The 24,855-nt window shown below is 34.9% G+C and carries 18 protein-coding genes; 9 read left to right on the forward strand and 9 right to left on the reverse strand.

Annotated elements, in window-relative coordinates; translation table 11 throughout:
• Positions 1 to 41: 41 nt before the first annotated feature.
• From HNS40_RS12250 to HNS40_RS12265, 4 genes are all read right to left on the reverse strand, one after another.
• Positions 42 to 866, reverse strand: coding sequence for a hypothetical protein (locus tag HNS40_RS12250; RefSeq protein WP_172281185.1), 825 nt, complete (start codon positions 864 to 866; stop codon positions 42 to 44).
• 175 nt (positions 867 to 1,041) lie between these two features.
• Entirely contained in the window at positions 1,042 to 2,322 is a 1,281-nt protein-coding gene (gene mtaB / locus HNS40_RS12255; protein ID WP_371742943.1) for a tRNA (N(6)-L-threonylcarbamoyladenosine(37)-C(2))-methylthiotransferase MtaB, read from the reverse strand.
• 278 nt (positions 2,323 to 2,600) lie between these two features.
• Positions 2,601 to 4,835 carry a hypothetical protein gene (locus HNS40_RS12260; protein ID WP_172281187.1) on the reverse strand — a complete coding sequence of 745 codons (2,235 nt, stop codon included), beginning with the start codon at positions 4,833 to 4,835 and terminating at the stop codon, positions 2,601 to 2,603.
• Between the two features lie 41 nt (positions 4,836 to 4,876).
• Positions 4,877 to 7,657: a TonB-dependent receptor gene (locus tag HNS40_RS12265; protein ID WP_172281189.1), complete on the reverse strand. Its 2,781-nt coding sequence runs from the start codon at positions 7,655 to 7,657 to the stop codon at positions 4,877 to 4,879.
• Between the two features lie 374 nt (positions 7,658 to 8,031).
• Between HNS40_RS12265 and HNS40_RS12270 the strand changes: the two genes are divergently transcribed.
• The 9 genes from HNS40_RS12270 (at position 8,032) to buk (ending at position 17,532) form a co-directional block, all read left to right on the forward strand.
• Positions 8,032 to 8,535, forward strand: a complete 504-nt coding sequence (locus HNS40_RS12270; RefSeq protein ID WP_172281191.1) for a uridine kinase — start codon at positions 8,032 to 8,034, stop codon at positions 8,533 to 8,535.
• Between the two features lie 11 nt (positions 8,536 to 8,546).
• Positions 8,547 to 8,753, forward strand: a complete 207-nt coding sequence (locus tag HNS40_RS12275) for a DUF1858 domain-containing protein (RefSeq protein ID WP_172281193.1) — start codon at positions 8,547 to 8,549, stop codon at positions 8,751 to 8,753.
• Between the two features lie 66 nt (positions 8,754 to 8,819).
• A complete protein-coding gene (locus HNS40_RS12280; protein WP_172281195.1) occupies positions 8,820 to 9,470 on the forward strand; it encodes an ElyC/SanA/YdcF family protein in 651 nt (216 codons plus the stop codon).
• Between the two features lie 80 nt (positions 9,471 to 9,550).
• On the forward strand, positions 9,551 to 11,605 hold the full coding sequence (locus HNS40_RS12285; protein WP_172281197.1) for a tetratricopeptide repeat-containing sensor histidine kinase: 2,055 nt from the start codon (positions 9,551 to 9,553) through the stop codon (positions 11,603 to 11,605).
• Positions 11,606 to 11,680: 75 nt separating this feature from the next.
• Positions 11,681 to 12,601, forward strand: coding sequence for an ABC transporter ATP-binding protein (locus HNS40_RS12290; protein WP_172281200.1), 921 nt, complete (start codon positions 11,681 to 11,683; stop codon positions 12,599 to 12,601).
• Between the two features lies 1 nt (position 12,602).
• Complete coding sequence (locus tag HNS40_RS12295; RefSeq protein WP_172281202.1) at positions 12,603 to 13,940, forward strand: ABC transporter permease; 1,338 nt, start codon at positions 12,603 to 12,605, stop codon at positions 13,938 to 13,940.
• 236 nt (positions 13,941 to 14,176) lie between these two features.
• Positions 14,177 to 15,451 (forward strand): M64 family metallopeptidase, encoded by a 1,275-nt coding sequence (locus HNS40_RS12300; RefSeq protein ID WP_172281204.1) that lies wholly within the window; start codon positions 14,177 to 14,179, stop codon positions 15,449 to 15,451.
• A gap of 30 nt (positions 15,452 to 15,481) precedes the next feature.
• Positions 15,482 to 16,384, forward strand: a complete 903-nt coding sequence (locus HNS40_RS12305; protein ID WP_172281206.1) for a phosphate acyltransferase — start codon at positions 15,482 to 15,484, stop codon at positions 16,382 to 16,384.
• A gap of 59 nt (positions 16,385 to 16,443) precedes the next feature.
• On the forward strand, positions 16,444 to 17,532 hold the full coding sequence (gene buk / locus HNS40_RS12310) for a butyrate kinase (protein WP_172281209.1): 1,089 nt from the start codon (positions 16,444 to 16,446) through the stop codon (positions 17,530 to 17,532).
• Positions 17,533 to 17,606: 74 nt separating this feature from the next.
• On the opposite strand, the gene HNS40_RS12315 is transcribed toward buk, so the two are convergent.
• From HNS40_RS12315 to HNS40_RS12335, 5 genes are all read right to left on the reverse strand, one after another.
• On the reverse strand, positions 17,607 to 19,352 hold the full coding sequence (locus HNS40_RS12315; protein ID WP_172281211.1) for a hypothetical protein: 1,746 nt from the start codon (positions 19,350 to 19,352) through the stop codon (positions 17,607 to 17,609).
• A gap of 51 nt (positions 19,353 to 19,403) precedes the next feature.
• Complete coding sequence (locus tag HNS40_RS12320; protein ID WP_172281213.1) at positions 19,404 to 19,889, reverse strand: DUF456 domain-containing protein; 486 nt, start codon at positions 19,887 to 19,889, stop codon at positions 19,404 to 19,406.
• Positions 19,890 to 19,938: 49 nt separating this feature from the next.
• Positions 19,939 to 20,955 (reverse strand): type I phosphomannose isomerase catalytic subunit, encoded by a 1,017-nt coding sequence (locus HNS40_RS12325; RefSeq protein ID WP_172281216.1) that lies wholly within the window; start codon positions 20,953 to 20,955, stop codon positions 19,939 to 19,941.
• A 156-nt stretch (positions 20,956 to 21,111) separates the two neighbouring features.
• The gene (locus HNS40_RS12330) at positions 21,112 to 22,821 is read right to left on the reverse strand and encodes an Omp28-related outer membrane protein (RefSeq protein WP_172281218.1); all 1,710 of its coding nucleotides are present in this window, start codon (positions 22,819 to 22,821) and stop codon (positions 21,112 to 21,114) included.
• 151 nt (positions 22,822 to 22,972) lie between these two features.
• The gene (locus tag HNS40_RS12335; RefSeq protein ID WP_172281220.1) at positions 22,973 to 24,697 is read right to left on the reverse strand and encodes an Omp28-related outer membrane protein; all 1,725 of its coding nucleotides are present in this window, start codon (positions 24,695 to 24,697) and stop codon (positions 22,973 to 22,975) included.
• Between the last annotated feature and the right edge of the window lie 158 nt (positions 24,698 to 24,855).

Raw genomic sequence — 24,855 nt, forward strand, 5'->3', positions numbered from 1 at the left:
TTGCAAATCAATTATCAATTATCCACATTTTACATCAATTTTTATTTTCTTGTTCCAGTTTCTACTTTCCCTTTTTCGTAATCAAATTCGCTACCGCCCATACTGTGAGGAATCATATACATGGCAAATAATACCATAAATGCAATAATTGGGAATAATCTGTTGGCAGGTCGTTTTAATAAGATTAAATAGGCAATAAACCAGAATCCCCAGCCAAAGATGGTTTTGTTATCTGTCCAGTCTCCACCATAAGGCCACCCTGTCCAAAAATCTCCAAAGGCCATCCATTGTACAATCGGCCCTAGGATAAGTCCGCCAACTGTTAATGAAATTAGGGTGTTTCTAGCGTATTTTCTAGTTCTGTCACCTTTAAAAAAAGCTTCTAATCCAGTTCTAAGGCTAAATAGCATGGCCATAAACATAAAGAAGATATGAGGGATTAAAATATATGAAGCCACTTCTCCTTTAAACCTGATCACAACAGGTTCTTCGTTAATGATGTATTCATCATTCCCATCAATAAGCTTAACCAGATATTCTAGTTTACCAGCTGGAGGCTGCTGTGGAAGTTTTGCAATTCCAGATTCTCCATCTCTTAGCATAGGAACGGAAGTCCAATCCTCATCCATTTTAAATCTTTTATATTCAACCACGCCTTTCACATTCTCAGGGAAATCCAATTTGATTTCAGCATCACTTTCACCTCCATGAGAGCGGAGGAGCTTAAAGGAATAAGATTCACCTTTCATAGAGATGGTTACTCTTTTAGGATGAGTAGGGCCTGTTAATCGTTGGTAGATAGCAGTTGAAACAGTAAAAATAACTGCGAATATCCAAAGTAAAATTGAATTGGTTTTGCTGACCATAGTATTAGGTTTTTGTTTGATGTACAAATATATGTTTTTGTTTTATTTCTTCATTAATCTTTAGTAAAACGAATCTTATGAAGTATTTTACACTTCACACTTCACACTTCCTACTCCAAGCTTCATACCTCAGGCCTCTTTTTTACCACCCACATAGGTCCTCCAGCATCAAGTTCTATACGACCCACTCGCCTTCGGTATTCACTTTTTCAAGCTTGACGGTTTCAAGGGTATTAATTTTGCTTTCATCGAAAGGAGCAGAAATAGGAACGTAATTTTCTGTTAGACCATTCATTTTTCCATTTCTATGTGCACCTTCCCATAATACGATATGTTCGGTATCGGCATTGATTCTATAGAAATCTCTTTTCTTTTGCTCACCAAGGGCATGAAGTCTCTTGCTTCTATCTTTCTTGTCGGCTGGTTTTACTTTGGCCTCCATTTGAGATGCTTTTGCCTCGGGGCGGTCGCTATAAGTAAACACATGTAGATAGGATAGAGGAAGCTCCTCAATAAATTGGTAGGTATCCATAAAGTGCTCCTCAGTTTCGCCAGGGAATCCAATAATCACATCAGCAGCAATACAAGCCAATGGCATTTTCTCTTTGATACTTTTTACTCTATTTTCAAATACTTCTCTCTTATACTTTCTTTTCATTAAAGCCAGCATTTCGTCAGAACCACTTTGCAAAGGAATGTGAAAATGAGGAAGAATCTTTTTAGACTGAGCCACATGGTCGATAATTTCGTTGGTGAGAAGGTTGGGTTCAATGGAGCTGATTCTAATCCTTTCTAATCCTTCCACTTTTTCTAAAGCAATAAGTAGATCATAGAATTTCTCATCTCTACCTTTTCCAAAAGTTCCAATGTTAACTCCAGTCAAGATGATTTCTTTCTGCCCTTGAGCAACTACTTCCATAGCTTGTTTTACTGTGTTTTCAACAGTATCGCTCCTGCTTCTTCCTCTGGCAAATGGAATGGCACAAAAAGTACAATAATAATCACAACCATCCTGAACTTTCAAAAAGGTTCGAGTTCTGTCATCAATGCTATAAGCTGGGCTAAAATCTTTATCTTTTAAGATGGCTTCGTTGCTACTAAAGCAGTTTCCATCAAAATTTTCAACATGGTTGATAAGCTTGAACTTCTCTTTATTACCCAGAATGAAGTCTACATTTTCGAATGCTTCTAATTCCTTAGTGCGAAGTTGAGAATAACAACCGACTATGGCAACTTTCGATTTTGGATTTAACCTCTTAGCCCGACGAACAGCTTCCTTACATCTCTTCTCTGCATTATCAGTTACTGTACAGCTATTAATGACATATACATCGGCCTCCTCTTTAAAGTCAACCACCTCGTAACCTTTGTCAATAAACGATTTGCTAATGGTTGAAGTTTCTGCAAAATTTAACTTGCAACCATAGGTTTGAAATGCTACTCTTTTATTCTCCACTTCTATATCTCCATTTTAAGTGCGCAAAGATACAATTTGCAAGCAATTGAGCGAATATTGCATTTGTTAATGCTATGTAAAATTTAAGAGGGTTGAAATGTTCATTGTTTAGATGTTCGAAAACTAAAATGTATTCAGATAACAATCGATCTATATCAATTATGCTATAATTCCAGAAAGATAGATAAGTGCATTTAAAAAAAAGAAGCCAACTCAAAAGAGAAGGCTTCTAAAAAAAATTAAACATAGTTTAAATTGAAACTATATTATCTTGAGTATTATTTAGTAGGCATGGCCCAACCAGCTGCCCAGTCAGGAGCTTCAGCACCATTACCTGCACCAGTCGCACTTGCGTTTTCAGTAACTGTTAAACCTTCAACAGCTTTTTCTACATCACCAATTTCATAAAATAAAACATTAGTAACCAAGATATCACCAGCGGCTATTCTTGCAGCAGCATCTGTATCATCACTTGAAGCATAGAAATATGGAGCTTTATCAGGATTTGTTAATCCACCAATCACTACATTATCTATGTTTTGCATTCCAGCACCCTCTTTTAGGTACCAAGGTTTTTCACCAGAACCTATAAGAGTTAAGTTTTTAAGTGTGGCGTTTGTCATAGGAACATCAGAAGCACCATTATCACCATTATTAGAACCTTCAATAGAAGACTTGACAGCGTCTTTTACATACCAATACTCACCAGTTCCACTAAAACCATCAGCGAAATCAATACCATCATCACCACTATTTATGGATACTAAGTATTTAGGGTTAACTGTTCCCCCGAAGAATTCCATTCCATCGTCACCACCATCATAAGAAGAAACATATTCTACTGTGGTACCTGCTCCAACGCCGAAGAAAGAAACACCATTGAACTCTTTTTCGTTGGTGTATTTATAACCAGTGTATTCTATTCTAAGGTATTTGATGATACCTGAGTTGTCGTTGGCATCAGAACCACCATAAGGAAGGTCGCCTACTTCTGAAGTAGATTCTCCACCAGCAGAACCTGCTTTGTTTTGAGGAGCAGCACCACAAATTACTAAACCACCCCATTCTTCAGATTCTCTGTTAGTAGCAGTCATGACAACAGGGGCATCAGCAGAACCTTGAAGGTCGATTTGAGCACCACGTGCAATGGCGATATATCTTACATTTGGATTTTCAGTTGATACAGGAGTCGCTTCAATCACAGTTCCAGCAGGAATCGTTAATTTAGTTCCTTCTGTCATCACTAGAGCACCATTTAATTTATAAAAAACATCAGCATCTAGTGTTAAGTCAGCAGTTTGTTCACCAGTAGGAAGGTTTTCGATTGTTCCACCATCAATGTTTTCAGGAATAACTAGGGTGTTTTCATCCACAGTATTTAAGGCATCAGAAACCCAATTTGGACGATTCACACCGTTTCCAGCACCAGTTGCATCAGCATTCTCAACAAATGTTAAACCATCAACAGCTTTTGCGGTATTGTTTAAGCCCATGTTTACAAAGGCAACATTATTGATAACGATATCTCCAGCAGCAATTCTAGCTGCAGCATCTGCATCATCGCTACTTGTATAGAAATAAGCTTGTTTTTTATCATCAGCTAAACCACCAATAACCACATTGTCCATATTTTGCATTCCTGCACCTTCTTTAAGGAACCATGGCTTTTCTCCCATTTCATATACTGTGAAGTTTTTTAATGTGGCATTTGTCATGGGAACATCAGAGGCACCATTATCACCATTATTAGAACCTTCAATACCAGATTTTGCAGAGTTGTATACAAACCAATATTCACCAGTACCGCTAAAACCATCAGCAAAGTCAATTCCGTCATCACCAGAACCTACAGATACAAGGTGAGTAGGATTAACTGTACCTCCGAAGAATTCGAATCCATCATCGCCTCCCATATAGGAAACTAAATAATCTACAGTGGTTCCAGCACCTACGCCGAAGAAAGAAACACCATTAAATTCTTTTTCATTGGTGTATTTATAACCAGTATACTCTACTCTTAAATAGGTAATACTACCAGAATTATCATTAGCATCAGTACCACCATAAGGAAGATCACCTACTTCAGAAGTAGATTCTCCACCAGTGGAACCGGCTTTGTTTTGAGGAGCAGCACCACAGATCACTAAACCTCCCCAAGCTTCAGTTTCTTTAGTTGTAGAAGTCATCACTACAGGAGCATCAGCTGTTCCTTGTACATCAATTTCTGCTCCACGAGCTATGGCAATATATCTTACATTAGGATTGCTAGCACTCACTTCAGTGGCTTCAATTACAGTTCCTGCAGGAATAGTAAGTTTAGTTCCTTCTGTCATGGTTAAAGCTCCAACTAATTTATAGCTTATTGAAGCATCTAAGGTTAAGTCTTCAGTCATTTCACCAATTAGTTCCGCTTCAGTAGGGCTTGGTGTAACGGTTTCGTTGTTGTCATCTTTTGTACAGCTTGTAGTAAATAATACTGCGGCTGCCATTAATAAATACAATAATTTTTTCATTGTTTAAAGGATTTAAATTTGTTTTTAATATTGTTTGTTTCTTATAATTTGTAACTAATGCTAATACCATATTCAACACCTTCTTGGTATTGTAATACAATATGGTCTGCGGATTTATTGCGTTGGATTCGTGTTAGATTAGGGTTTAATATGTTTTTTAAATGTGCGCTAATCTCAAGTTTGTTGAATCTTGTTTTTAGAATAAAATCTAAGTCATGATAAGCTTCGTCAATCTGATTTCCAATTTCACCAGCGTAACCAAGTAGGTAAAGTCTGTCAGAGGTATATGCATAAACCAATGTGGCTGTTAAGCTATTATTGGCATCATTCCAATCTCTTTGGTAACTCAGACTAGCATTTCCTAAAAGTGGTGCAGCACCTTGTAATTCTTCTCTATCCGTAACAAAAGAAGAAATATACTTTCCATCGGTCTCTTCACTTATTTTTTCATTATTGAGTTCTTGCTCCGTTTTCATAAATGATAAGTTGAGCCCTGCTGATATTTTTTGGCTAGATGAAGCATGGTTAACCTGAAATAGTGTTTTTCTATAGTCCAACTCTAATCCATAAACATAGGCCCAGTCACCAGTGTTGGCATAAGTGAAGTCATTAGATGCAGAGGACATCACAAAGTGATTGATAGGGTCTTTAATATATTTTCCAAATGCTGTAACTGATATTAACTCACCTGTCTTTGGAAATAATTCCCATTTTAAATCTGCATTATAATTGGTAGAAGGATATAAATAATCATTACCAATGCTAGAATAGGTAATTCCTTCGAATTGGATCGGAGCGCGCTCTTTAAACTGAGGTAAGGTATAGGTTTTACTGGCTGCAAAACGGATATTTGATTTCTCATGGAGTTTATACCTCATGGATAAACTTGGGAGATAATACATTTTGTCAAAGGAATTCTCTCCTGTTTTTAAGGTGGTTTGATAATCCACTGATTGATATACATTTTCGGCTCTCAGTCCAAATACAAATAGCAATTTACTATTGGCATTATATTCTGCATAAACAATTCCTGAATTAATTCTTTGAGTACCAGTATAAGTCACAGGAAGGTTAAGGGTACTATAAAAGGTTTTTAAAGAAAAGTAACCTGCTTGGTAGTTCTCATCATTAAAATAGTCATCCACATTCCAAGGGTCAATAGGATCGTTATAATTATTCTTGTTTATTTTATGGTTGTATTGGTAGGAATTGAATTCACGTTCTTTGAATCTTCCATTATAACCCAGACTAAACTTTAGTTTGTATTCATAATCTTCAGCTTCTTGTTTCCAAAATCCTTTTGAAACCTCAAAATTTAAAGCCATTTCATCTTCATTGAGCTTATGGAAATAACGGTGATTATTGGCTTGGTCATTGGTTGAAGGGGTATAGATACCGGTGCTTTTGTCTAGTACAAAAATATTATGTCTTCTGTCTGGAAGCGTATTGGTGATATTGTTATATGCCATTCCCCAATCTATTTCATAGCTATCCGCAATTTTATGATTTCCAAGTAATTGATTTACGAAGATGAGGTTTCTTTCATAATTGCTTCGTCTTACATAAGCAGATTCTGTCTCAGGATTATCTGCGATATCAATAATTTTTCCTTCTAAATGATTTAAATCTTGAGTGGAGGAATTGAGGACGAGTGAATTAAAGAAGATCTTATTTTTATCAGAATTATAATTCAAGTTTAGCATCCCCGTTGTTTGAGTATTATACCAAAACTTTTCTCCTTCTAATGCCATTCTATAATCATCACTACCATTTACTCTATTTTGAATTTCTGTGGAGTATCCATATTCGTTATCGAAAGAGGCCGTTGCAAATAAATTAATAGAAGCCTCATTTTTTAAATCAAAGCTTTTGCCACCCGTAATAGAACCTTTTAAATTAGGTTGAGAGGATTCTGTAACTGGGTTCCAATTGTTTTCAAATGCATCATAGCTTTCAGGAACATTTTCTCCTGCTGGAGGATCGAAATCACTAAAACCCCATTTGTTGGGTCCATCTTGTAGATAAAAGTTGGATGTGTTCGAAAGGTTTGAGTTATACGATGAACCAAAAGAAAACTTAAGATAGGGGTCTTCGTTTTGTTGCTTCGATACAATATTGATATTGGCACCTGCAACATCACCAAATATTTTAGAAGTAAATACTTTCTCTACACCAATATTTGAAATAATATCGGTGGAAAATAATTCTAAGTTGATGTTTTTGTATTCTGCGTGGTTGCTAGGAAGTGGAAGGTTATTCATGGTAGTAGAATTATATCTATCACCTAAACCACGCACATTAATAGTATATGAACCACTTTGTTGACTAATACCAGATACTTTAGTTACCCCACTGGCTGCGTCACTCACCCCTTGGCTTGTTAATTGTTTGGCACCTATGGATTCTATGGAAACAGAAGCTTTTTTCTGATCCATTAAAAGGATGTTTTCAGACTCACGGCTCACTTTGGCAATCACTTCTACACTTTCTAGCATAAAACCAGATTCTATTATACCAATACTATGTTCTATTACTTGTCCATCAGAAATCTCAAATACAAATTCAGTACTTTCATAAGCAACATAAGAATAGGTGAGTCTATAATGGCCAGCCTCTAAATTGATTGCATAATTGCCATCAAGGTCTGTTGAGGTTCCTGTTAACATACTTCTGCTTGAGTCGCTAGCTTGTGAAACGATAATGGTAACTCCAACTAAAAGTTCATTAGTATTTTTATCTGAAACAACTCCTTTTATGGTACCTGCAAATGAAGAAATGCTAAAAGACAAAAGTAATAGCAGGCTAAAAAGATTTTTAATCATTGGGTAATTGTTTAATTTATTCTTGTTTAATTTTTTTCTGATGCAAATGTATTGATCTGATTTAGGGACTTTAGTTTTCTCTATTTAAGTTATTGTTAATTGAAATAAGCAAGAAAAAATAAATTTAAGTAATTGATTGTGAGTGGATAACATGAGTATTTGTTGAGAATTAAGTTCCTAGGAAAAGTAGCCTTCCCTTCATTCTGCTTCGGCCTTAATGTTCTACTATTACTGAGTTAATATAGAATTAATATGGATAATCGTATTGGGCTATTGTTTTACGAAAAAGGAAAGGAATCATTAGAATGTCTATTTTTTCCTAAATCGATTTTTCTTTTAAATTTGCATTTTCATACCAGAAACCGAAATGATTAATGATTATAGGAATAGGTGGTGTTAGCCGAGCCGGAAAAACTAGTTTAGCTTTTAAAATCAGAGAGTGGATTGGCTATGATGAGGTTCTGATACTTCATCAAGATGAGTTTATTCAACCGATGGATAAAATGCCTAGAATTAGTGAGCACATTGATTGGGAACATCCTAAATCATTAAATTTCGAATCCTTAATCAAAAAAATAAAGGAAGCAAAAGAAGGGAATAAGACTATTATTGTAGAAGGTTTAATGGTCTTTTGGAACCCTGAACTTTTAAAAGTATTAGATCATAAGATTTTCTTGAGCATCAGGAAAGAAACTTTCTTAAGTAGAAAGACTTTGGATAATCGTTGGGGCGATGAACCCGATTGGTATATACAGCATATCTGGGACAGCCATTTTATCTACGGTTTATTGCCTGATGGAGAACCTAATGTATTGCAATTAGATGGTGAAGCTTGTTGCACAGATGAGGCTGCTAAAGATTTTCTAAATTTACCCTAAAATCTAGAATCATGATAACAAAACACATTCAAATTGAAGATCTAGTAAATGATTATCCATTTTCGGTTAAATATTTAGCAGAGCATGGTATAAGATGTATTGCCTGTGGAGAACCTATTTGGGGAACTTTAGAGGAGGCTGCAAAAGAAAAAGGATTTGATGATGATAAAATCGATGCCTTTATCAATGAGATGAATCAAATAAATCAAACAAAATAAATATTTGAGGAGGCTAATAAAACGATCCTCTCTTTATTTACTATCTTTGATTCAAAACCCAATATTATGTCTTGGCGAGTTAAAAAGGAAAAATATGTATTACGAGTATGGGTGAAGTTACTCATATTAGGCTCTTTCCTTGGTCTTATGTATTTTGTTATTTATTATGCCTATTCATTTTTATCTCCCAATCAAAAAGTAGAAGCTAAAATTCTCGTTGTCGAAGGATGGTTAAATGATTATGCTCTTGAGGAAAGTCTGGAAATTTTTAGGGAGGGAAATTATGAACACCTGATGATAACTGGAGGCCCATTAAACACCGGATACGTTATCATGAATTATCGATCAACGGCTGATGTATCCTTTCAAACATTATTAGAATATGGTGCTTCACCTGATAGTATGACGGCAGTAAATAGGGAATTGGTTTGGCGCGACAGAACCTATCATTCGGCTTTAGAGCTAAAAAAATTCTTATCGAAAAATTATCCGGGAACCTATGCTTTTAACCTTGTTTCCTTGGGTGCACATTCTCGTAGAAGTTGGCTTCTATTTCAAAAAGCCCTACCTGAGCATCATATAGGAATCATATCCATAAATGATCGGCTATATGACCATCATCAGTGGTGGAAAAATAGCAAAGGTTTTCGTTCTGTGCTAACAGAAGGGATTGGCTATTTTTATGTTTTATTTTTCTTTTCAGCTTATTCTTTATGAAACTTTTTTTTCGTATTTTAGTAAAATACTTCAAATAGTTGTATTAGGATTTCACTTTCATATAAATAAATGATTTTGTTTTGAAGAAATATATCATTGTTGTTTTAGCAACTTTCTTTTCATTAAACATTATAGCTCAGCATACGGACAATATTCCTTATGTGGATAGTTTATTGAGTGTTGTTGAAGCTAACTCAGATCCTAAAACTAAAATCCAGGCCTATTCTAAATTGTGTTGGATTGAACGTAGCCGAAACCCTCAAATGGCCTTAGATAATGGAAACAGAGGTCTTCAAGAAATAAACAATCACCCCGAGCTAGATTACCTAAAACCAGAATTACTAAACTACCTAGGTTTAGTTCATAGAAACAAAGGAGACTATTCCAATGCTATCAATTATTATTTTGAAGCTCTAGAATTGGCTACGAAATACGATAATACCATTCAAATAGCATACTCTAATAATAATCTAGGTGGAATATTCACCCTAAAAGGAGATTATTTAAATGCTATAAAGTATTTAGAGAAAGCCTTCTTTAATTTTAAGAAAATAGATGATTATAAAGGATTGGGTTATGTTTGTGTTAATCTAGGAAATTTGCACCGTCATAATGATGATACCAAAGAGGCTATAGAGTATTTCAATCAAGCAGTTGAATATAAAAACATGGTGGATGATTCTGTTGGAATCGCTATCTTGATTAACCTTCAGGCTATCACCTATTATGATATGGGCGATTATAATAAAGCTTATGGTTTGTATCGAGAACTAGAACCTTTATATATTAATAATAAAGATGAGAAGGGATTGGCTGTTATTAAAAACTATCTGGGGTTATTGGAGGTTCGAAATAAAAAATATTCAGAAGCAATTGCATATTATAAACAAGCCATTGCCATAAATGAGAAAATTGAGAATAAGCAAGGAATATCTACATCACTGATTAATTTGGCTTATGTATATCATAAGAAAGGACTTAAAAATGATTCCTTTAAAAGTATAGATAAAGGATATGGTATTGCTAAACAAATAGGTGACAAAGAGGAGATAGCCCATGCTTATGAGATATATTCTATTATTTATTCAGAATTAAATGATTTTAAGAAAGCCTATTCCTTTCAGGAGAAATATACTCAGGCGGTTATAAGCAAAAATGATTATGAAACAAAAGAAAGGTTAGCAGCCCTAAGGATTAATAATGAGTTGGACAAGAGGGCAAAGAAAAATAAATATCTTGAAGAGGAAAATGAGAATTTGAATCATGAGAATAATGAAGTAAAAGGGAGTTTAATAGCGTATAAATACATTACTATCGCCCTGTTAATTATATTAATTGGGATTGGAATATATGTGTTTATCTTACTTAGAAAAAATAGAGAGAAAATTACAGATAATTCTGCCTTGCTGCTGGCCAATGAGAAATTATCTGAAGCCAACCAAACAAGAGATAAGTTCTTAAGTATTATAGGTCATGATTTAAAAAATCCTTTTAACTCGGTATTGGGTTTAACAAGTTTATTATCCTCAGAATGGGATACGATTCCAAATGAAGAGAAGAAATATATTATTAATGAAATAAATACCACCAGTAATACGCTTTATGAATTGATGGATAACCTTTTATTATGGGCGAAAAATCAATCTAATTCTATTCATGTTTTTCCAGAAGAATTTAACATGAATGATTACTTGGTGGATATGTATGAGTTATTTCGCAATCAAGCCAGTTATAAAAACATTAAAATACTCATGGATATTGGTGAGAAGAATATGGTGTATGCTGATCCCAATATGATTAGTACTGTACTTAGAAATCTGATGAGTAATGCCATTAAATTTACTCGTAAAAGCGGAAAGATTAGTGTGGAGCTAAAACAAAGAAATGCTGAATTGGAATTCTGTATTTCTGATAATGGAAAAGGTCTATTACCCGATGACTTAAAAAGAATTTTAGAAACAAAATCTAGCCATACTACAAAAGGAACAGAAAACGAAACAGGAACTGGGCTTGGTTTATTGTTGGTTAAGGAGTTTATTCGGCTAAATGGTGGCGTATTTTGGGTGGAATCAAAGCTAGATATAGGAAGTAAGTTTTATTTCACACTGCCCAAAAAAACCAAACCTAGGTTTTAATGATTTGCTTGTCGTTTAACATATTTTTTATTTCTTTAGAATAGAATCAAACTATATTTGCGTAAAATCAAGAATATGCTGTTTGAAGCTAAAAATATAATTAAAAAATACGCTGAACATACTGCTTTAAAGGATGTTAGTATTTCTGTTCCCGAAAAAAGCATCTTTGGTTTATTAGGTCCAAATGGAGCTGGTAAAACCAGTTTAATCAGAATAATCAACCAAATCACAGGTCCCGATTCTGGGGAGCTTCTTTTCAATGGAAAAAAATTACAACCTGAGGATGTGCATCGTATTGGCTATTTACCTGAGGAGCGTGGTTTATACAAAAAAATGAGAGTTGGAGACCAAGCCATTTATTTAGCTCAGCTTAAGGGACTTTCCACGGCTCATGCCAGAAAAGAGTTGAGAAAGTGGTTCGAGAAATTTGAGATTACCAACTGGTGGAACAAAAAAGTGGAAGACCTTTCCAAAGGGATGGCGCAGAAAATCCAGTTTATTGTCACTATTATTCATAAACCGGAGCTTTTAATATTCGATGAACCATTTAGTGGCTTCGATCCGATTAATGTAAACCTTTTGAAAAAGGAGATTTTAAACCTTCGGGATGAAGGAACTACAATCATATTCTCTACCCATAATATGGCTTCTGTAGAAGAAGTCTGTGATCATATTGCTCTTATAAATAATGCGGAAACCATCCTCGAAGGGCAGGTGGGTCAGATTAAAGAAGATTTTAAACAGCACTTATTCGAGTTTCAAGTGAACGGAGATTTTGATGCGCTAAAAGCCGACTTGTCTACTCACTTTACCATTGAGTCTTCGTTAAGATTAGAGAAAGCACATCAGTTTAGACTAAAACTTGATGAACAACACTCCTCCAACGATCTCGCACAAATGATTATGAAACATGGTCAACTTTTAAGTTTTCAGGAGTTATTGCCTAGTATGAATGATATCTTTATTGACATGGTTCAGTCTCAAAACAAGAAGTAAAATGAATAAGATAGGATTAATTATACGCAGAGAATACCTGACTAGAGTCAAAAAGAAATCTTTTATCATCATGACTTTCCTCGGCCCACTATTGATGGCTGCTGTTTGGATTGTCCCTTTTTTCCTCACCACATTAGGTGAAGATATTAAAGTGATATCTGTATTGGATGAAAGTGGAATGTTCATGAAAGACTTAAGTGGCGATGAGAATACGAAGTTTGTGATTGCCGTTAATGATTTGGAAGTGGCCAAGGAAAACTTGATAGAGTCGGAGAATTATGCCTTGCTGTATATTCCTCTTCCGGAAGCCAGTTTGCCCACTTCAGCCATTTTATACTCCAATGGGCAAGCCAGCCTCGACATTAAGAATTATATCAAAACCACCATGAAGAAATCGGTGGAAGATGAAAAGCTAAGGCTGCATGGAATAGAAAAAGATATTCTTCGTTCTATAAAAACCAATGTTTTTGTAAGTTCCATCAAACTTGATGGGAGCGGGAATGAAGAGAAATCATCGGTGGAAACCAATATGGTTGTAGGATTATTTTCGGCCATCCTTATCTATTTCTTTATCTTCTTATTTGGTGCTCAAGTGATGAGAGGAGTCATAGAAGAAAAAACCAGTCGTGTGATTGAAATCATCGTATCCTCTGTAAAGCCATTTCAATTGATGATGGGTAAAATAGTAGGAATAGCCATGGTGGGTTTAACTCAGTTCATTCTATGGATTATACTTACCTCTGTTATTGTTGGTGGATTTCAACTGGTCTATTCCGATGCTTTTAAAGCAGCAGATCCAATGCCAACCTATACATCCCAAGGATTATTTCCTGAACAAGCAGAAACTGGAGAACAAGTTACTCAAGACTTTCAAGACGAATCTGTAAACTTCATGATAGAAGCGGTAATGGCTATTAACTTTCCGTTAGTTATAGGTGCTTTCATATTCTTCTTTATTGGAGGATATTTGTTATATGCAGCTCTTTTTGCTGCCATTGGTTCAGCAGTAGATAGCGAAGCCGATACTCAGCAGTTTATGATGCCTATCACCATTCCACTTATTCTGAGTATTGTAATGGCGCAGTTTATTATTAATGATCCTGGCGGACAAGTAGCCTTTTGGTTTTCTATGTTCCCTTTCACTTCTCCAATAATTATGATGCTACGTATTCCCTTTGGAGTTCAAGCTTGGGAGTTGGCTCTTTCAGGTGCCTTGTTGATTGCTGGTTTTGTTTTCACAACCTATGTTGCTGGAAGAATCTATAGAACTGGAATTTTAATGTATGGTAAAAAAGTGAGCTATAAAGAACTTTGGAAATGGTTTTTCTATAAAGGATAATTTCTCATTATACTATTGAATCATTCTCTTTTTTCTTTAAGGATTGAATGATTTAAAGGCATAAGGATTTACTAGATTGATCCGTATCATTTTTTATATCATTCTCTCATTCCTTCATTGTCTCATTAAGTCCTTCTCACATTTCTTCTCTTTAAAGGCTAAAAATAGTAGAATCACTGATCTAATTTTTGCACTCAGAATGATACATTATATGTATTTTTGCCAAAAATTGAGCTATGCGAAAAGTTGTCATTTTTGTTTTATTATTATTTATATATCAGGGAGTTTGGGCTTCTTTTGATCAGTATTTTGTTAATAAAACCATGCGCATTGATTACACTCATGCAGGAAATCATCAACAGGAGCAATATTATGTTCAAATAATAAAACAAGAGCCTCATTGGGGAGGTCACCACCAAAACCTCATCGACACTTTTAAATATGGGAAATATTTTTTTGAAGTTTATGATAAGGCATCTGGGGTTTTGATTTATTCTAGAGGTTATAGCAGTCTTTTTGGAGAATGGCAAACCACTGATGAGTCTCGTGAAATTAATAAATCATTTTACGAAAGTATTGTTTTCCCATTTCCTCAAAACGAAATCATTGTTAAGTGGTATTCTAGGAATTGGGATGGGAAATTTGTAAAACAAATGGAATTAGAAGTAGACCCAAAGAACTATTTTATTGATCCAAGTATAGCTAAGCCTTTCCCGGTATACGATGCTTTGGTTTCAGGGGATCCACAAGATAAAGTAGATATTGTTATTTTACCCGATGGTTATAGCAAAGACGAAATGGACTTATTCAAAAGCGATTGTGATAAATTCGCTAGAGAGCTCTTTAATTATGCTCCATATACTGATTATAAAAATCGTTTTAATATTAGAGGAGTATTGGCTCCAAGCCAGGAGAGTGGTAATGACATACCTGCAGATTCTATTTGGAAAAATACACAATTAAGCTCAAGCTTTTATACTTTTGATAGTGAGCGCTATTGTATGACAGAAGATTTTAAGAGCGTTAGAGATTTAGCTGCAAATGCGCCCTATGACCAAATTTATATTCTAGTGAATAATGAGAAATATGGAGGGGGAGCCATCTATAATTTCTATAATGTAAGTGTAAACTCCAATGCCAAAGCGGGTCAGATTTTCATTCATGAACTAGGTCATGGTTTTATTGGATTAGGCGACGAGTATTATTCTAGTTCAACAAGTTATAATGAGTTTTATAATTTGGAAGTGGAGCCTTGGGAACCTAATATCACAACACTTGTCGATTTTGATAGCAAGTGGAAACAATTGGTCGATTCAAAAACACCGATTCCAACTCCTGATATAGTGGAGTTTAAAGGAGTGACAGGAGTTTTCGAGGGTGGAGGATATGTGGCTAAAGGAGTTTATCGTCCACGTCACGATTGCTTAATGAATTCATTTAAAGAAGATATATTTTGTGATGCTTGTAAAGAAGCCATCATAAAAATGATTGTTTTTAATTCAGAGAAATAAATTATTACAAATAATAAATTAAGATACAACATGGAATTAACGAAATTAGATCAAATGTTCGAAGTCCTTAAAGGTAAGGAAAAGAAAGTATTAGTAGCTGCTTATGCTAACGATCATCATACAATTGGTGCGGTTAGTACTGCTATTGATATGGACATTGTTGATGCTATTTTAGTAGGCGATATCGATACAATGAAATCTATTTGTGAAGAGGAAGGTATTGACCCTAATAAATTCAAAATGGTTCAAGAGGCAGATGGTCAAAAAGCTGCTTTTAAAGCTTGTGAACTCATCAATAAAGGAGAAGGCGACTTAATCATGAAAGGATTGGTGAGTACTGATCAGTATATGAGAGCCATCCTGAATAAAGAAATAGGTTTGATGCCTCCTAAAGCTACTTTAAGCCATGTTACAGTAATGGAAACTCCTAATTATCATAAATTATTGGTGGTTGGTGATGTGGCTATTATTCCAGCGCCTGAATTGAAAGAGAAATTGGCTATCGCTAATTACTTGATTAAAACCTCTAAATCATTGGGGATTGCAAAACCAAGATTAGCTGTTTTAGCAGCTTCCGAGCAGGTGTCTATTAAGATGCAAGCTAGTGTGGATGGTGCTTTAATGGCCAAGATGGCTGAAAGAGGTCAGATAAAAGGTGCTTGGGTTGATGGTCCTTTAAGTCTTGATTTGGCCATTGACAAAGAAAGCGCAGAAATTAAAAAAGTAGGTGGCGAGGTAGCTGGTAATGCAGATTGTATTCTTTTTCCAAATATTGAATCTGGAAACGTTTTTTATAAAGCCAATACTAAATTAGCTGGTGGAGAACAAGGAGCTATTGTAGCTGGAGCTAAGGTTCCTGCGGTATTGAGTAGTCGTGGCGATAGTGTGAAGACAAAGTTATACTCCATCGCATTAGCTGCATTACAAGCATAAGAAAAAAATCGGGTTTGTATTTTATGCAAACCCTTAATTATAAAACAAAACAAGCTCACATGAGTATTAGTCAAGGCATCAGAATCATTGCCATAAACCCAGGTTCAACAAGTACAAAAATTGCGGTTTACGATGATGAATCTCCAGTTTTAGTTAAAAATATAGTTCATACTACAGAAGAATTAGAGCCCTTTGAAAGAATTACAGATCAGTTCCAATATCGTAAAGATTTGATCATCAAAATTCTTGAGGATGCTGAAATTAGAATGGATTTAGTTCGTGCAGTAGTTGGACGAGGAGGTTTGGTTAAGCCTATCGAGTCTGGGGTGTACGAAGTGAATGATCGCTTAAAAGAGGATTTGATCAATAGTCCAATGGGAGCAGAGCATGCTTCTAATTTAGGTGGGTTAATAGCTGATGATTTAGCCAAATCCCTGCCCGATGCTAAAGCTTATATTGCCAATCCTGTGGTAGTTGATGAATTATGCGATTTAGCACGATATTCTGGTCATCCAGAATTACCAAGAGTTTCTGTATTTCATGCCTTAAATCAAAAAGCTGTAGCTCGTCAACATGCTAAATCTGTTCTTCGAAATTATGAAGATATGAATCTTATTGTTGTTCATATGGGTGGTGGTATTACTGTTGGAGCTCACGAAAAAGGCCGTGTTGTCGATGTAAATCAAGGCTTAGATGGTGATGGTCCATTTTCCCCAGAACGAACAGGTACGCTTCCTGTTGGTGCCTTAATTCGTCTTTGTTTTAGTGGTAAATATACCTTGAAGCAATTATTGAAGATGAACAAAGGTGAGGGAGGAATGGTAGCTTACCTTGGAACTAATTCTGCCTATGAAGCTGAGAAAAGGATGATGAACGGAGATGAGAAGGCTAGAATGGTAAATGAAGCCATGGCTTATCAGGTGAGTAAAGAAATTGGATCTATGTATGCTGTTCTTAAAGGCGATGTAGATGCAATACTCATTACTGGTGGTGTAGCACATGGTAAGTGGATGGTAAATAAGATCAGTGAACGTGTTCATAAAATGGCTCCTATTCATGTTTACCCGGGCGAGGATGAAATGAGAGCGTTGGCTTTTAATGGTTTGCGAGTGGTTAAAGGTGAGGCTATAGCTAAAATCTACGAGTAAGAAAACTCTTAATATAAAAAAAGTGGTCAAAATGTTTTTTGACCACTTTTTTTATAAATGAATTTATGGCTTTATTATTTTGAATTGTTTTTCTTGTCACGCTTTTCTTGACGGGCTTTTTTTCTCAATTCTCTTTTTGATAAACCAGAATTACTTTTTGCATTTTTCTTTGAATATGATTGTTCATCTTTATGATCTTTAAGGAAAGTATCTTTAATCCCGGAGAAAATACTTTTCCATAAATAATTTAAAACGCCTTTGTTTTTTACGCGATCAAAATCAATCTTGGCCTCATAAAACTGTCCATTCTTATTGGGGTTCTGAACAGGAACTAATAGATTATTGGCAAGAAAATTTAGCATTTTCTTTTCTTTTACTTGTCCGTTTTCGTTCTCATCTTTTAATAAGGCAATCTTTAAATCGTGATAATATAAGTCAAGGTTACCTGTAGCTTTCGTAGAAGTGGCAACCACATCAAAACTCATCTTGTCAATAATACCTTCTTTAACTTTTATTCCTGCAGCATTTATGGTCATTTCATTGAAAATATCCATTTGTGTTTTAGCTAATTGACCAGAAAAATAAAAGGTGTTACTTGCTAAGGGAAAATTAAATTGAGCAATTAGGTTTCCTTTACCATAAACTTGAGTTTTAAGTTCTATTTTCATTTCTTGGCTAGATTGCCAATCCTTGGTATTTCCAAAATGACTGATATGAGCTTCAGTGTTTTTGAACTCTATTTTCCCAGGCTTTGTAACACCTTCTGCAGTTTCCATATAAACAAGATCTACATTTGTCAAATCAATAGTATTGATCGCCAATGCTTGCTTGATATGGCGAATGGCTTGTTGAGGCAATTTAGGTAAATTATTAGTGTTAAATGGAAAGTTTTTATCACGATAGATTTCAAAATTTGCATCATCCACAATTATATGATCTATGATTAATACTCCATCATCTAAGTACTGAGCAATGTCTATTTGCTTAATGTTAATTTGCTTCACTTTTCCATCGAATCTATCAATTTGAAAAGGGCTCCTCTTCGCGAATTCTTTTTTACTTAATCTTGGAGAAATGCTTAAGTTATTTAATAGGACACTTGAGTTTTCATCATCTAGAATCAGATTTTTTAATTCTATCTCATATAAACCATTTTTATCGAAGAATGAAATCCCTTGCATGTTCATCTTGATCTCATCAATGGTCAAAACTTTATTAATTTCAGGGAATTTTTTATGATCGATAACGGGATTTATAAGAGAAATATTGATGCTTTTAATGTATAAATCTGGTCTTTCGGTGGAAGTAATATAATATTCAAGACTAAAATCTTTGAATAAAATCTCATCAAGTGAGATTAAGTCAATAGTAGTTTCTGAGTTATGTTTGCTACTATCTTTTTGTGTGATGGCCTTTTTATTTATGAAGTCTTTATTCTTATAAAGTTTTACTTGGGGTTTTATGATTCTAATCTTATTGATGTCTATTTGCTGTTCCTGAAGAAATAATAGAATATCGAAGCTGGTGATGGCAGCACGCTTGATATTAATATGGGCTATTTGCTTGTGGTATTTATAATTTAACATGATGTCCTCTGTGGAGTCTGGAATTAATTCAAGTCCTGTTACAGTAAACCCCATGTTAAAAATATCAAAATAGGCATTTTTAAATTCGATTTTGTAGATATCTGCAATATGCTGATTCTCTATTTTTTTCTGTAAAATTCCTTTTAGAATAAGCCCAGATGATAGGTAGGTCAATCCAATAAATATACTGATCCCAATTAATATATAGATGCTAATCTTAGTCGATTTTTTCATGAATGCTAAGATAGGAATAAATCATGAAAATGATAAATAGGAATTATGGTTCTAGTTGAAGAAAGATAAATTAATGATGATATAATATGCAGCAATTCCGCTAAATATTAACTTTAAAAAGGTTCCACTCAAGAACCCAAGAAAACTTCCAAATCCGGCTCTTGTAGCTTGGTTAATATCTTTCCCGCCAATCAGCTCCCCTAATAAAGCGCCTAAAAAAGGTCCTAGAATTAAGCCAATGGGAGGAAAGAAAAATACTCCGATAATTAAACCAATAATGCTCCCATTTACGCCATATTTGGTACCACCCATTTTTTTAGTGCCTAATACTGGAACTACCTGATCTATTGCTGTTACAATGATAGTAAAAGTACCCCATGTTACCATAAACCGATCGTCGAAAGGCTTGTCTTCTAAAAAATAAAGAGAGAGGAGGCCTAGGAACGAAATAATAGGTCCCGGAAGTATGGGTATTACAGCGCCTACGAAGCCAACAATCATGAGGAGTATGGCCAAGATGGATAAGAGAATGTCCATGTATATAGTTATTTAGTTCAATATGTTGGACGAGATTTGAAAGGGAGGGTTACAAATTACCTGTATCCAAATCTTCTACATCAATAATATATACTTCAAGAATTTTACATTTCCCATCAGGAAGTATATTAATATTATCTTGGGCTGCAGGAATCAAAAGGCTTTCACCAGCTTTTATAAAACCATAATTCCCAAATTTGTCGGTATAATTAAAAGAACCTTCCACAGCCAAAAGAATAACAAAACTATCTAACTCACTATAGTCTTTTTGAATCCCCTGATCTAGTTCCAGTAGATTTGTGGTGAAGAAGTCATTATTGATGATTTCATTGGTTTCGTTAAGTTTTTTTTGATACTCAGTTTTGTAGTTGTCATAAAGCTCAAAGTCGATGGCTTCCATGGCTTCTTTTAAGTGAAGTGCTCTTCCTTGTCCCTTTTCGTCAACTCTGTCCCAATCATAAATACGGTAGGTGGTATCTGAGGTTTGCTGTATTTCTGCCAACAAAATACCTGGACCTAATGCATGAACTCTTCCGGAAGGCATATAGAATACATCTTCTTTCTTAACCTCCTCAAAGTTCATGATTTCAGAAAGTTTCTTTTCTTCTATTTTTCGGAGATAAACATTTTCATTTACTTTTTGGCTAAAACCAGCTATCAATTGCGCATTTTTATCAGCTTCAAGTATGTACCACATTTCTGTTTTTCCACCTTCCATACCTCGCTTAATGGCCAATTCATCATCAGGATGAACTTGAATAGAAAGCCAATCTTCAGCATCCAGAATCTTTACAAGAATAGGGAAGGTGTTCCCAAATCGCTGATAAATATTTCCACCAACTAATTCATCCATATAAATCTCAATCAGATCATTGAGTTCATTACCTGCTAAAAAACCATTAGAAATAGTGCTCTGCTCTGTTTCGTATCCTGATAAGCTCCAAAGTTCTCCGCAGTTTTTTAGTTCTCCAGTATCAAACCCAAAACTGTTTTTGATTCTTTGACCTCCCCAAATTTTTTCTTTAAAAATAGGCTTAAACTCAAAAGGATATAGTGATTGACTCATGGGTTTTGTATTGAAATGTTAGTGATAAGATTCTGTTTTCTATATAAAGATACAAATATTCATTAAAATTTAAATCAATTGCAATTTCGAATTAAAAAAATGGCATAAAAAAAGCCAACGATTAATCGTTGGCTCAGTATTGATATACTTTTGTTTTTATTTCAGAACATTGACTTTTTGTGTATATACTAAACCATCAATGCTTAATCTTGTAAAATAAACACCTTCTTCTAAGTCTGAGGTATTCACCTTTATCGATTTTAACCCTTGTGGCATTCTACCTTCGTAGATTTGAATAACTCTTTTTCCAAGGAGGTTATATAAATCAAGTTGAATTGTACTTTGTTGAAGTAAAGTAAATTCAACATGTGCAGTACCGATTATTGGATTTGGATAAACACTCACTTTGTGAAGTTCAGGTACGGAATTAATATCCATTACTTCATCATATGCAAACTCTGCTGAACCAACAGTTCCGAAATCAGTTGTGCCTTCCCATATTAGTTGGTTACTTGAGTTTACAATTCTGTAAAATCCGCCATTTAATCCGTTTCCACCAGCATCATAGATAGAGAATTTATAACAATCATTTCCTGTCCACTCAAATGGCTCTAAGTATATGCTTGTAACGCTATATGGCCCACCTTGTGCTATGATTTCACCAGCGCTATTTTTAATATCCCAAGTAGTTTCTTCCGGGGCGTTATCTGTTAAAATGGCTACTTTGCATCCTTGAGGTAAAAACGCAGTTTTTTCAAAAGTTGCAGAAGTCATGTTGTTCTGAGGAAGTTCGTCTTCAGATGAATTTGGGTTACTCATAACAAGGTTAAACTCGTTAGATTGGTCAGCTATTATGTCAAAACTTGGTAAACTTACAGTTACAGTTTCTGATTGTGCTAAATTTCCAGTCCAAGTATAGCTTTGAATAGCTTCGTCATTAACAGAATATTCAAAATCGAAACTTGTTAATTCATCCATTCCATAGTTCATAATCGTAACTTCAGCAGACATAGATTCACCACAAGATGTTTGAGGAACGTTAGTGTTTACAATTCCGGCGTCCACATTTAAAGCCTCAACAAAAGAAATTTCAGCCATGGTACCACTAATAACTTCTTGATGATTTTCAGCTACATAAGCAGCAACTTCTAGGTTTTCTAAAACAGCAGGGATATCTCTGTAATCCTCTGGAATTTCATAATAAAGAGTTGTCGTATATAAACTTCCTTCTGTTGTTTCTGTGATTTCTTCTCCCCACTGACCAGTTAATAAATGACGCAACATATGCATGTGGTTATAGTTATTATTTCCTGTTTGGTATCCAATAACATTATTTTGAACCAAAGCCACATTGAGTAAGTTTGTTGAAAGTGGACTATCACCAGTATAATAGACTTCTACATTTACAACAAGCTGTCGTGTGGAAGTAACAATAGTAGCTTCTGCTCCAACATTTAAGTAACTTGATTGTCCAAGTATTTGAGTTGCAGAATTTGCCCATAAGTTTCTGCCAAGGGCAGTATTTCCTCCTGAAAACAAATGACGATTTACGGTTCCTGATGGGTATCCTGTTAGTCCGGTTTGGCCAGCGATTGCATCTCCCCATTGTGTTCGATAGTCTGGTTGACTTCCGCTAGGAGTTGCAAAACCACCTTGGTGTATGTTGATTAAAATAACATCTTCTGGATTTGCATTTTGGATGGCTTGTGCAATGGCGTGACCATCAGGGCAGTAACCACAGTTAATGCCAGTGAATTCTTCTAAAACCACGTTCTTGTTTTCAGGATCTGTTCCAACAATACTTTGAGCATTAAGTTGACCTAAAGAGACCATGGTTATTAATAAAATGAGTAAGAGATTTTTCATAGTTGTGTGATATAATGATTATTAATTGACAAAGATAAAAATATTCCAAACCAATGTGGTCTTTTTAAAATATTTATTTAAGTTCATTGGCTCAAAAATAAAAAGCCGTCTCACACAAGACGGCTTTTTACCTAAAATAGTTGTCTAAGAATTATTTTAAAACTGTAATTTTCTTAGTTATTATTTCATTATTGATATTGAGGTTTACAAAATAGATACCTTCTTCAAGTGAAGTAGTATTTATTTCAATATTTTGCTCACCTGCATTTAACAATTCCGTTGGAAGTTCCATTATTAAAGATCCTATTACATTATAAATACTAAGCTGTACATTAGATTTTTCCACTAATGAGAATGTTAACTGAGCATTATTATAAGTTGGGTTTGGGTAAATACTGATATGATTGACTTTCTCATAATTAGTATGGATACCGGTTGGATCTCCAGCCAAGAAAATGATGTTTACTTCGTCTTCTAATTCAGAGGTAATATATTCAAATAATACACCATCATCTTTTAATTTCAAATAACCATTACCAGCAAATCCATTGCCAACAGCATCGTATACTGAATAAGTGTAGCAATCGGTGCTTACAATAGGAAGCATCTCTGTAATTAAGTCATTATTGGAGTATCCACTACCTTCTGCAATGATTTCACCGTTTCCGTTTTTGAAATCCCAAGAAATTTGGTTTCCAAAAGAAGAACCAACATATAATTGCATTTCAATCATTTTGGTAGTTTGAGGTGCTGCTTCAAATTCAACGTTTGTCGTATTGTTTGCAGGATTTTCGTCCTCTACACCGTTAGGATTTGAAATGGTGATCACTAATTCATTATTGTCCTCCATAGCTAGTGCTATAGCAGGTAATGTAATGGTTTCGGTATCTGTATATTCTAATTCACCAGTCCATTCGTAATTATATACTTCACCACCATTGACACTATACTCTATATCAGCAGATGTGAGGTTAATCGCACCATAATTTGCTAATTCAATTTGTGGTGCTAAATCCCCAATACAAGCTTTTCCGATAGGGTATAATACTTCACTAACTGTTACATCGTAATCATTGGCTGCTTCAAAGGTTAGAGTACCTTTAATGCCGCTTACAACTTCTTGATGTGTTTCTGTTACAAAGGCAACAATGTCTAAGTCTTCTAGTACAACAGGAACATCGTTATAATCATCTGGAATTTGATAACTCAATGTTGTAGTATAAAGAGAACCTTCTGAAGTTTCAGAAATTTCTTCTCCCCATTGTCCTGTAATCAAATGGCGCAGCATATGCATATGTTCATAATTATTCCCAGCTCCTCCACCAGTTTGTGGGCCAAATATATGACTCTGTAGAATAGCAACATTTAAGAAATTTGATGCTTCTGGGCTATCGCCTGTATAATAAACTTCTACATTTACTAGTAATTGTCCATCATCTGTGCAGAAAGCTTCACAGCCTACATTTAAATAGCTTGATTGGCCAAGAATTGTGTTGGCAGCACCTGTCCAAGAGCCTCTACCTAGAGCGGTATTTCCACCTGAGAATATATGTCTGTTAACGGTGCCTGATGGATAACCAGTTAGGCCAGTTTGACCAGCGATAGCATTTCCCCATTCGGTACGGAAATCTGGCTCGTTTCCACTTGGACTAGCAAAACTCCCTTGATGAATATTTATCAAAATAACATCTTCTGGATGTTGATTTTGAATTCCTTGAGCAATAACGTGTCCTTCTGGACAATATACACAATGGATTCCAGTGAATTCTTCAAGGACTACATTTTTGTTTTCTGGGTCGGTTCCGACAATTGATTGTGCGTTTAGTTGACTTAATGAGATAAGTACAGCGAAACTAAAAAGTAAAAGGTTTTTCATAGTTTGAGTTTAAGAATTAATAAAAAACAAATATAAAAATATTATAAACAGCTCGTAACTTTATAAAATATTTATTTAAGTTTGATGGAATCTTAGATATACCGCTAATTTCCTGAGTTTTGTAAACCTCCTATTTGATTTGCATATTATCTAATGTC

This window comes from Lentimicrobium sp. S6 (genome assembly GCF_013166635.1).
In the GTDB taxonomy this organism is placed as follows: domain Bacteria; phylum Bacteroidota; class Bacteroidia; order Bacteroidales; family UBA12170; genus UBA12170.

Coding starts and splice junctions, on each gene's coding strand:
- HNS40_RS12325 (WP_172281216.1), bottom strand. CDS start 20,955: ATGAGTCAATCACTATATCCTTTTGAGTTTAAGCCTATTTTTAAAGAA.
- HNS40_RS12265 (WP_172281189.1), bottom strand. CDS start 7,657: ATGATTAAAAATCTTTTTAGCCTGCTATTACTTTTGTCTTTTAGCATT.
- HNS40_RS12335 (WP_172281220.1), bottom strand. CDS start 24,697: ATGAAAAACCTTTTACTTTTTAGTTTCGCTGTACTTATCTCATTAAGT.
- HNS40_RS12295 (WP_172281202.1), top strand. CDS start 12,603: ATGAATAAGATAGGATTAATTATACGCAGAGAATACCTGACTAGAGTC.
- HNS40_RS12315 (WP_172281211.1), bottom strand. CDS start 19,352: ATGAAAAAATCGACTAAGATTAGCATCTATATATTAATTGGGATCAGT.
- HNS40_RS12290 (WP_172281200.1), top strand. CDS start 11,681: ATGCTGTTTGAAGCTAAAAATATAATTAAAAAATACGCTGAACATACT.
- HNS40_RS12275 (WP_172281193.1), top strand. CDS start 8,547: ATGATAACAAAACACATTCAAATTGAAGATCTAGTAAATGATTATCCA.
- buk (WP_172281209.1), top strand. CDS start 16,444: ATGAGTATTAGTCAAGGCATCAGAATCATTGCCATAAACCCAGGTTCA.
- HNS40_RS12250 (WP_172281185.1), bottom strand. CDS start 866: ATGGTCAGCAAAACCAATTCAATTTTACTTTGGATATTCGCAGTTATT.
- HNS40_RS12330 (WP_172281218.1), bottom strand. CDS start 22,821: ATGAAAAATCTCTTACTCATTTTATTAATAACCATGGTCTCTTTAGGT.
- HNS40_RS12280 (WP_172281195.1), top strand. CDS start 8,820: ATGTCTTGGCGAGTTAAAAAGGAAAAATATGTATTACGAGTATGGGTG.
- HNS40_RS12320 (WP_172281213.1), bottom strand. CDS start 19,889: ATGGACATTCTCTTATCCATCTTGGCCATACTCCTCATGATTGTTGGC.
- HNS40_RS12305 (WP_172281206.1), top strand. CDS start 15,482: ATGGAATTAACGAAATTAGATCAAATGTTCGAAGTCCTTAAAGGTAAG.
- HNS40_RS12300 (WP_172281204.1), top strand. CDS start 14,177: ATGCGAAAAGTTGTCATTTTTGTTTTATTATTATTTATATATCAGGGA.
- HNS40_RS12270 (WP_172281191.1), top strand. CDS start 8,032: ATGATTATAGGAATAGGTGGTGTTAGCCGAGCCGGAAAAACTAGTTTA.
- HNS40_RS12260 (WP_172281187.1), bottom strand. CDS start 4,835: ATGAAAAAATTATTGTATTTATTAATGGCAGCCGCAGTATTATTTACT.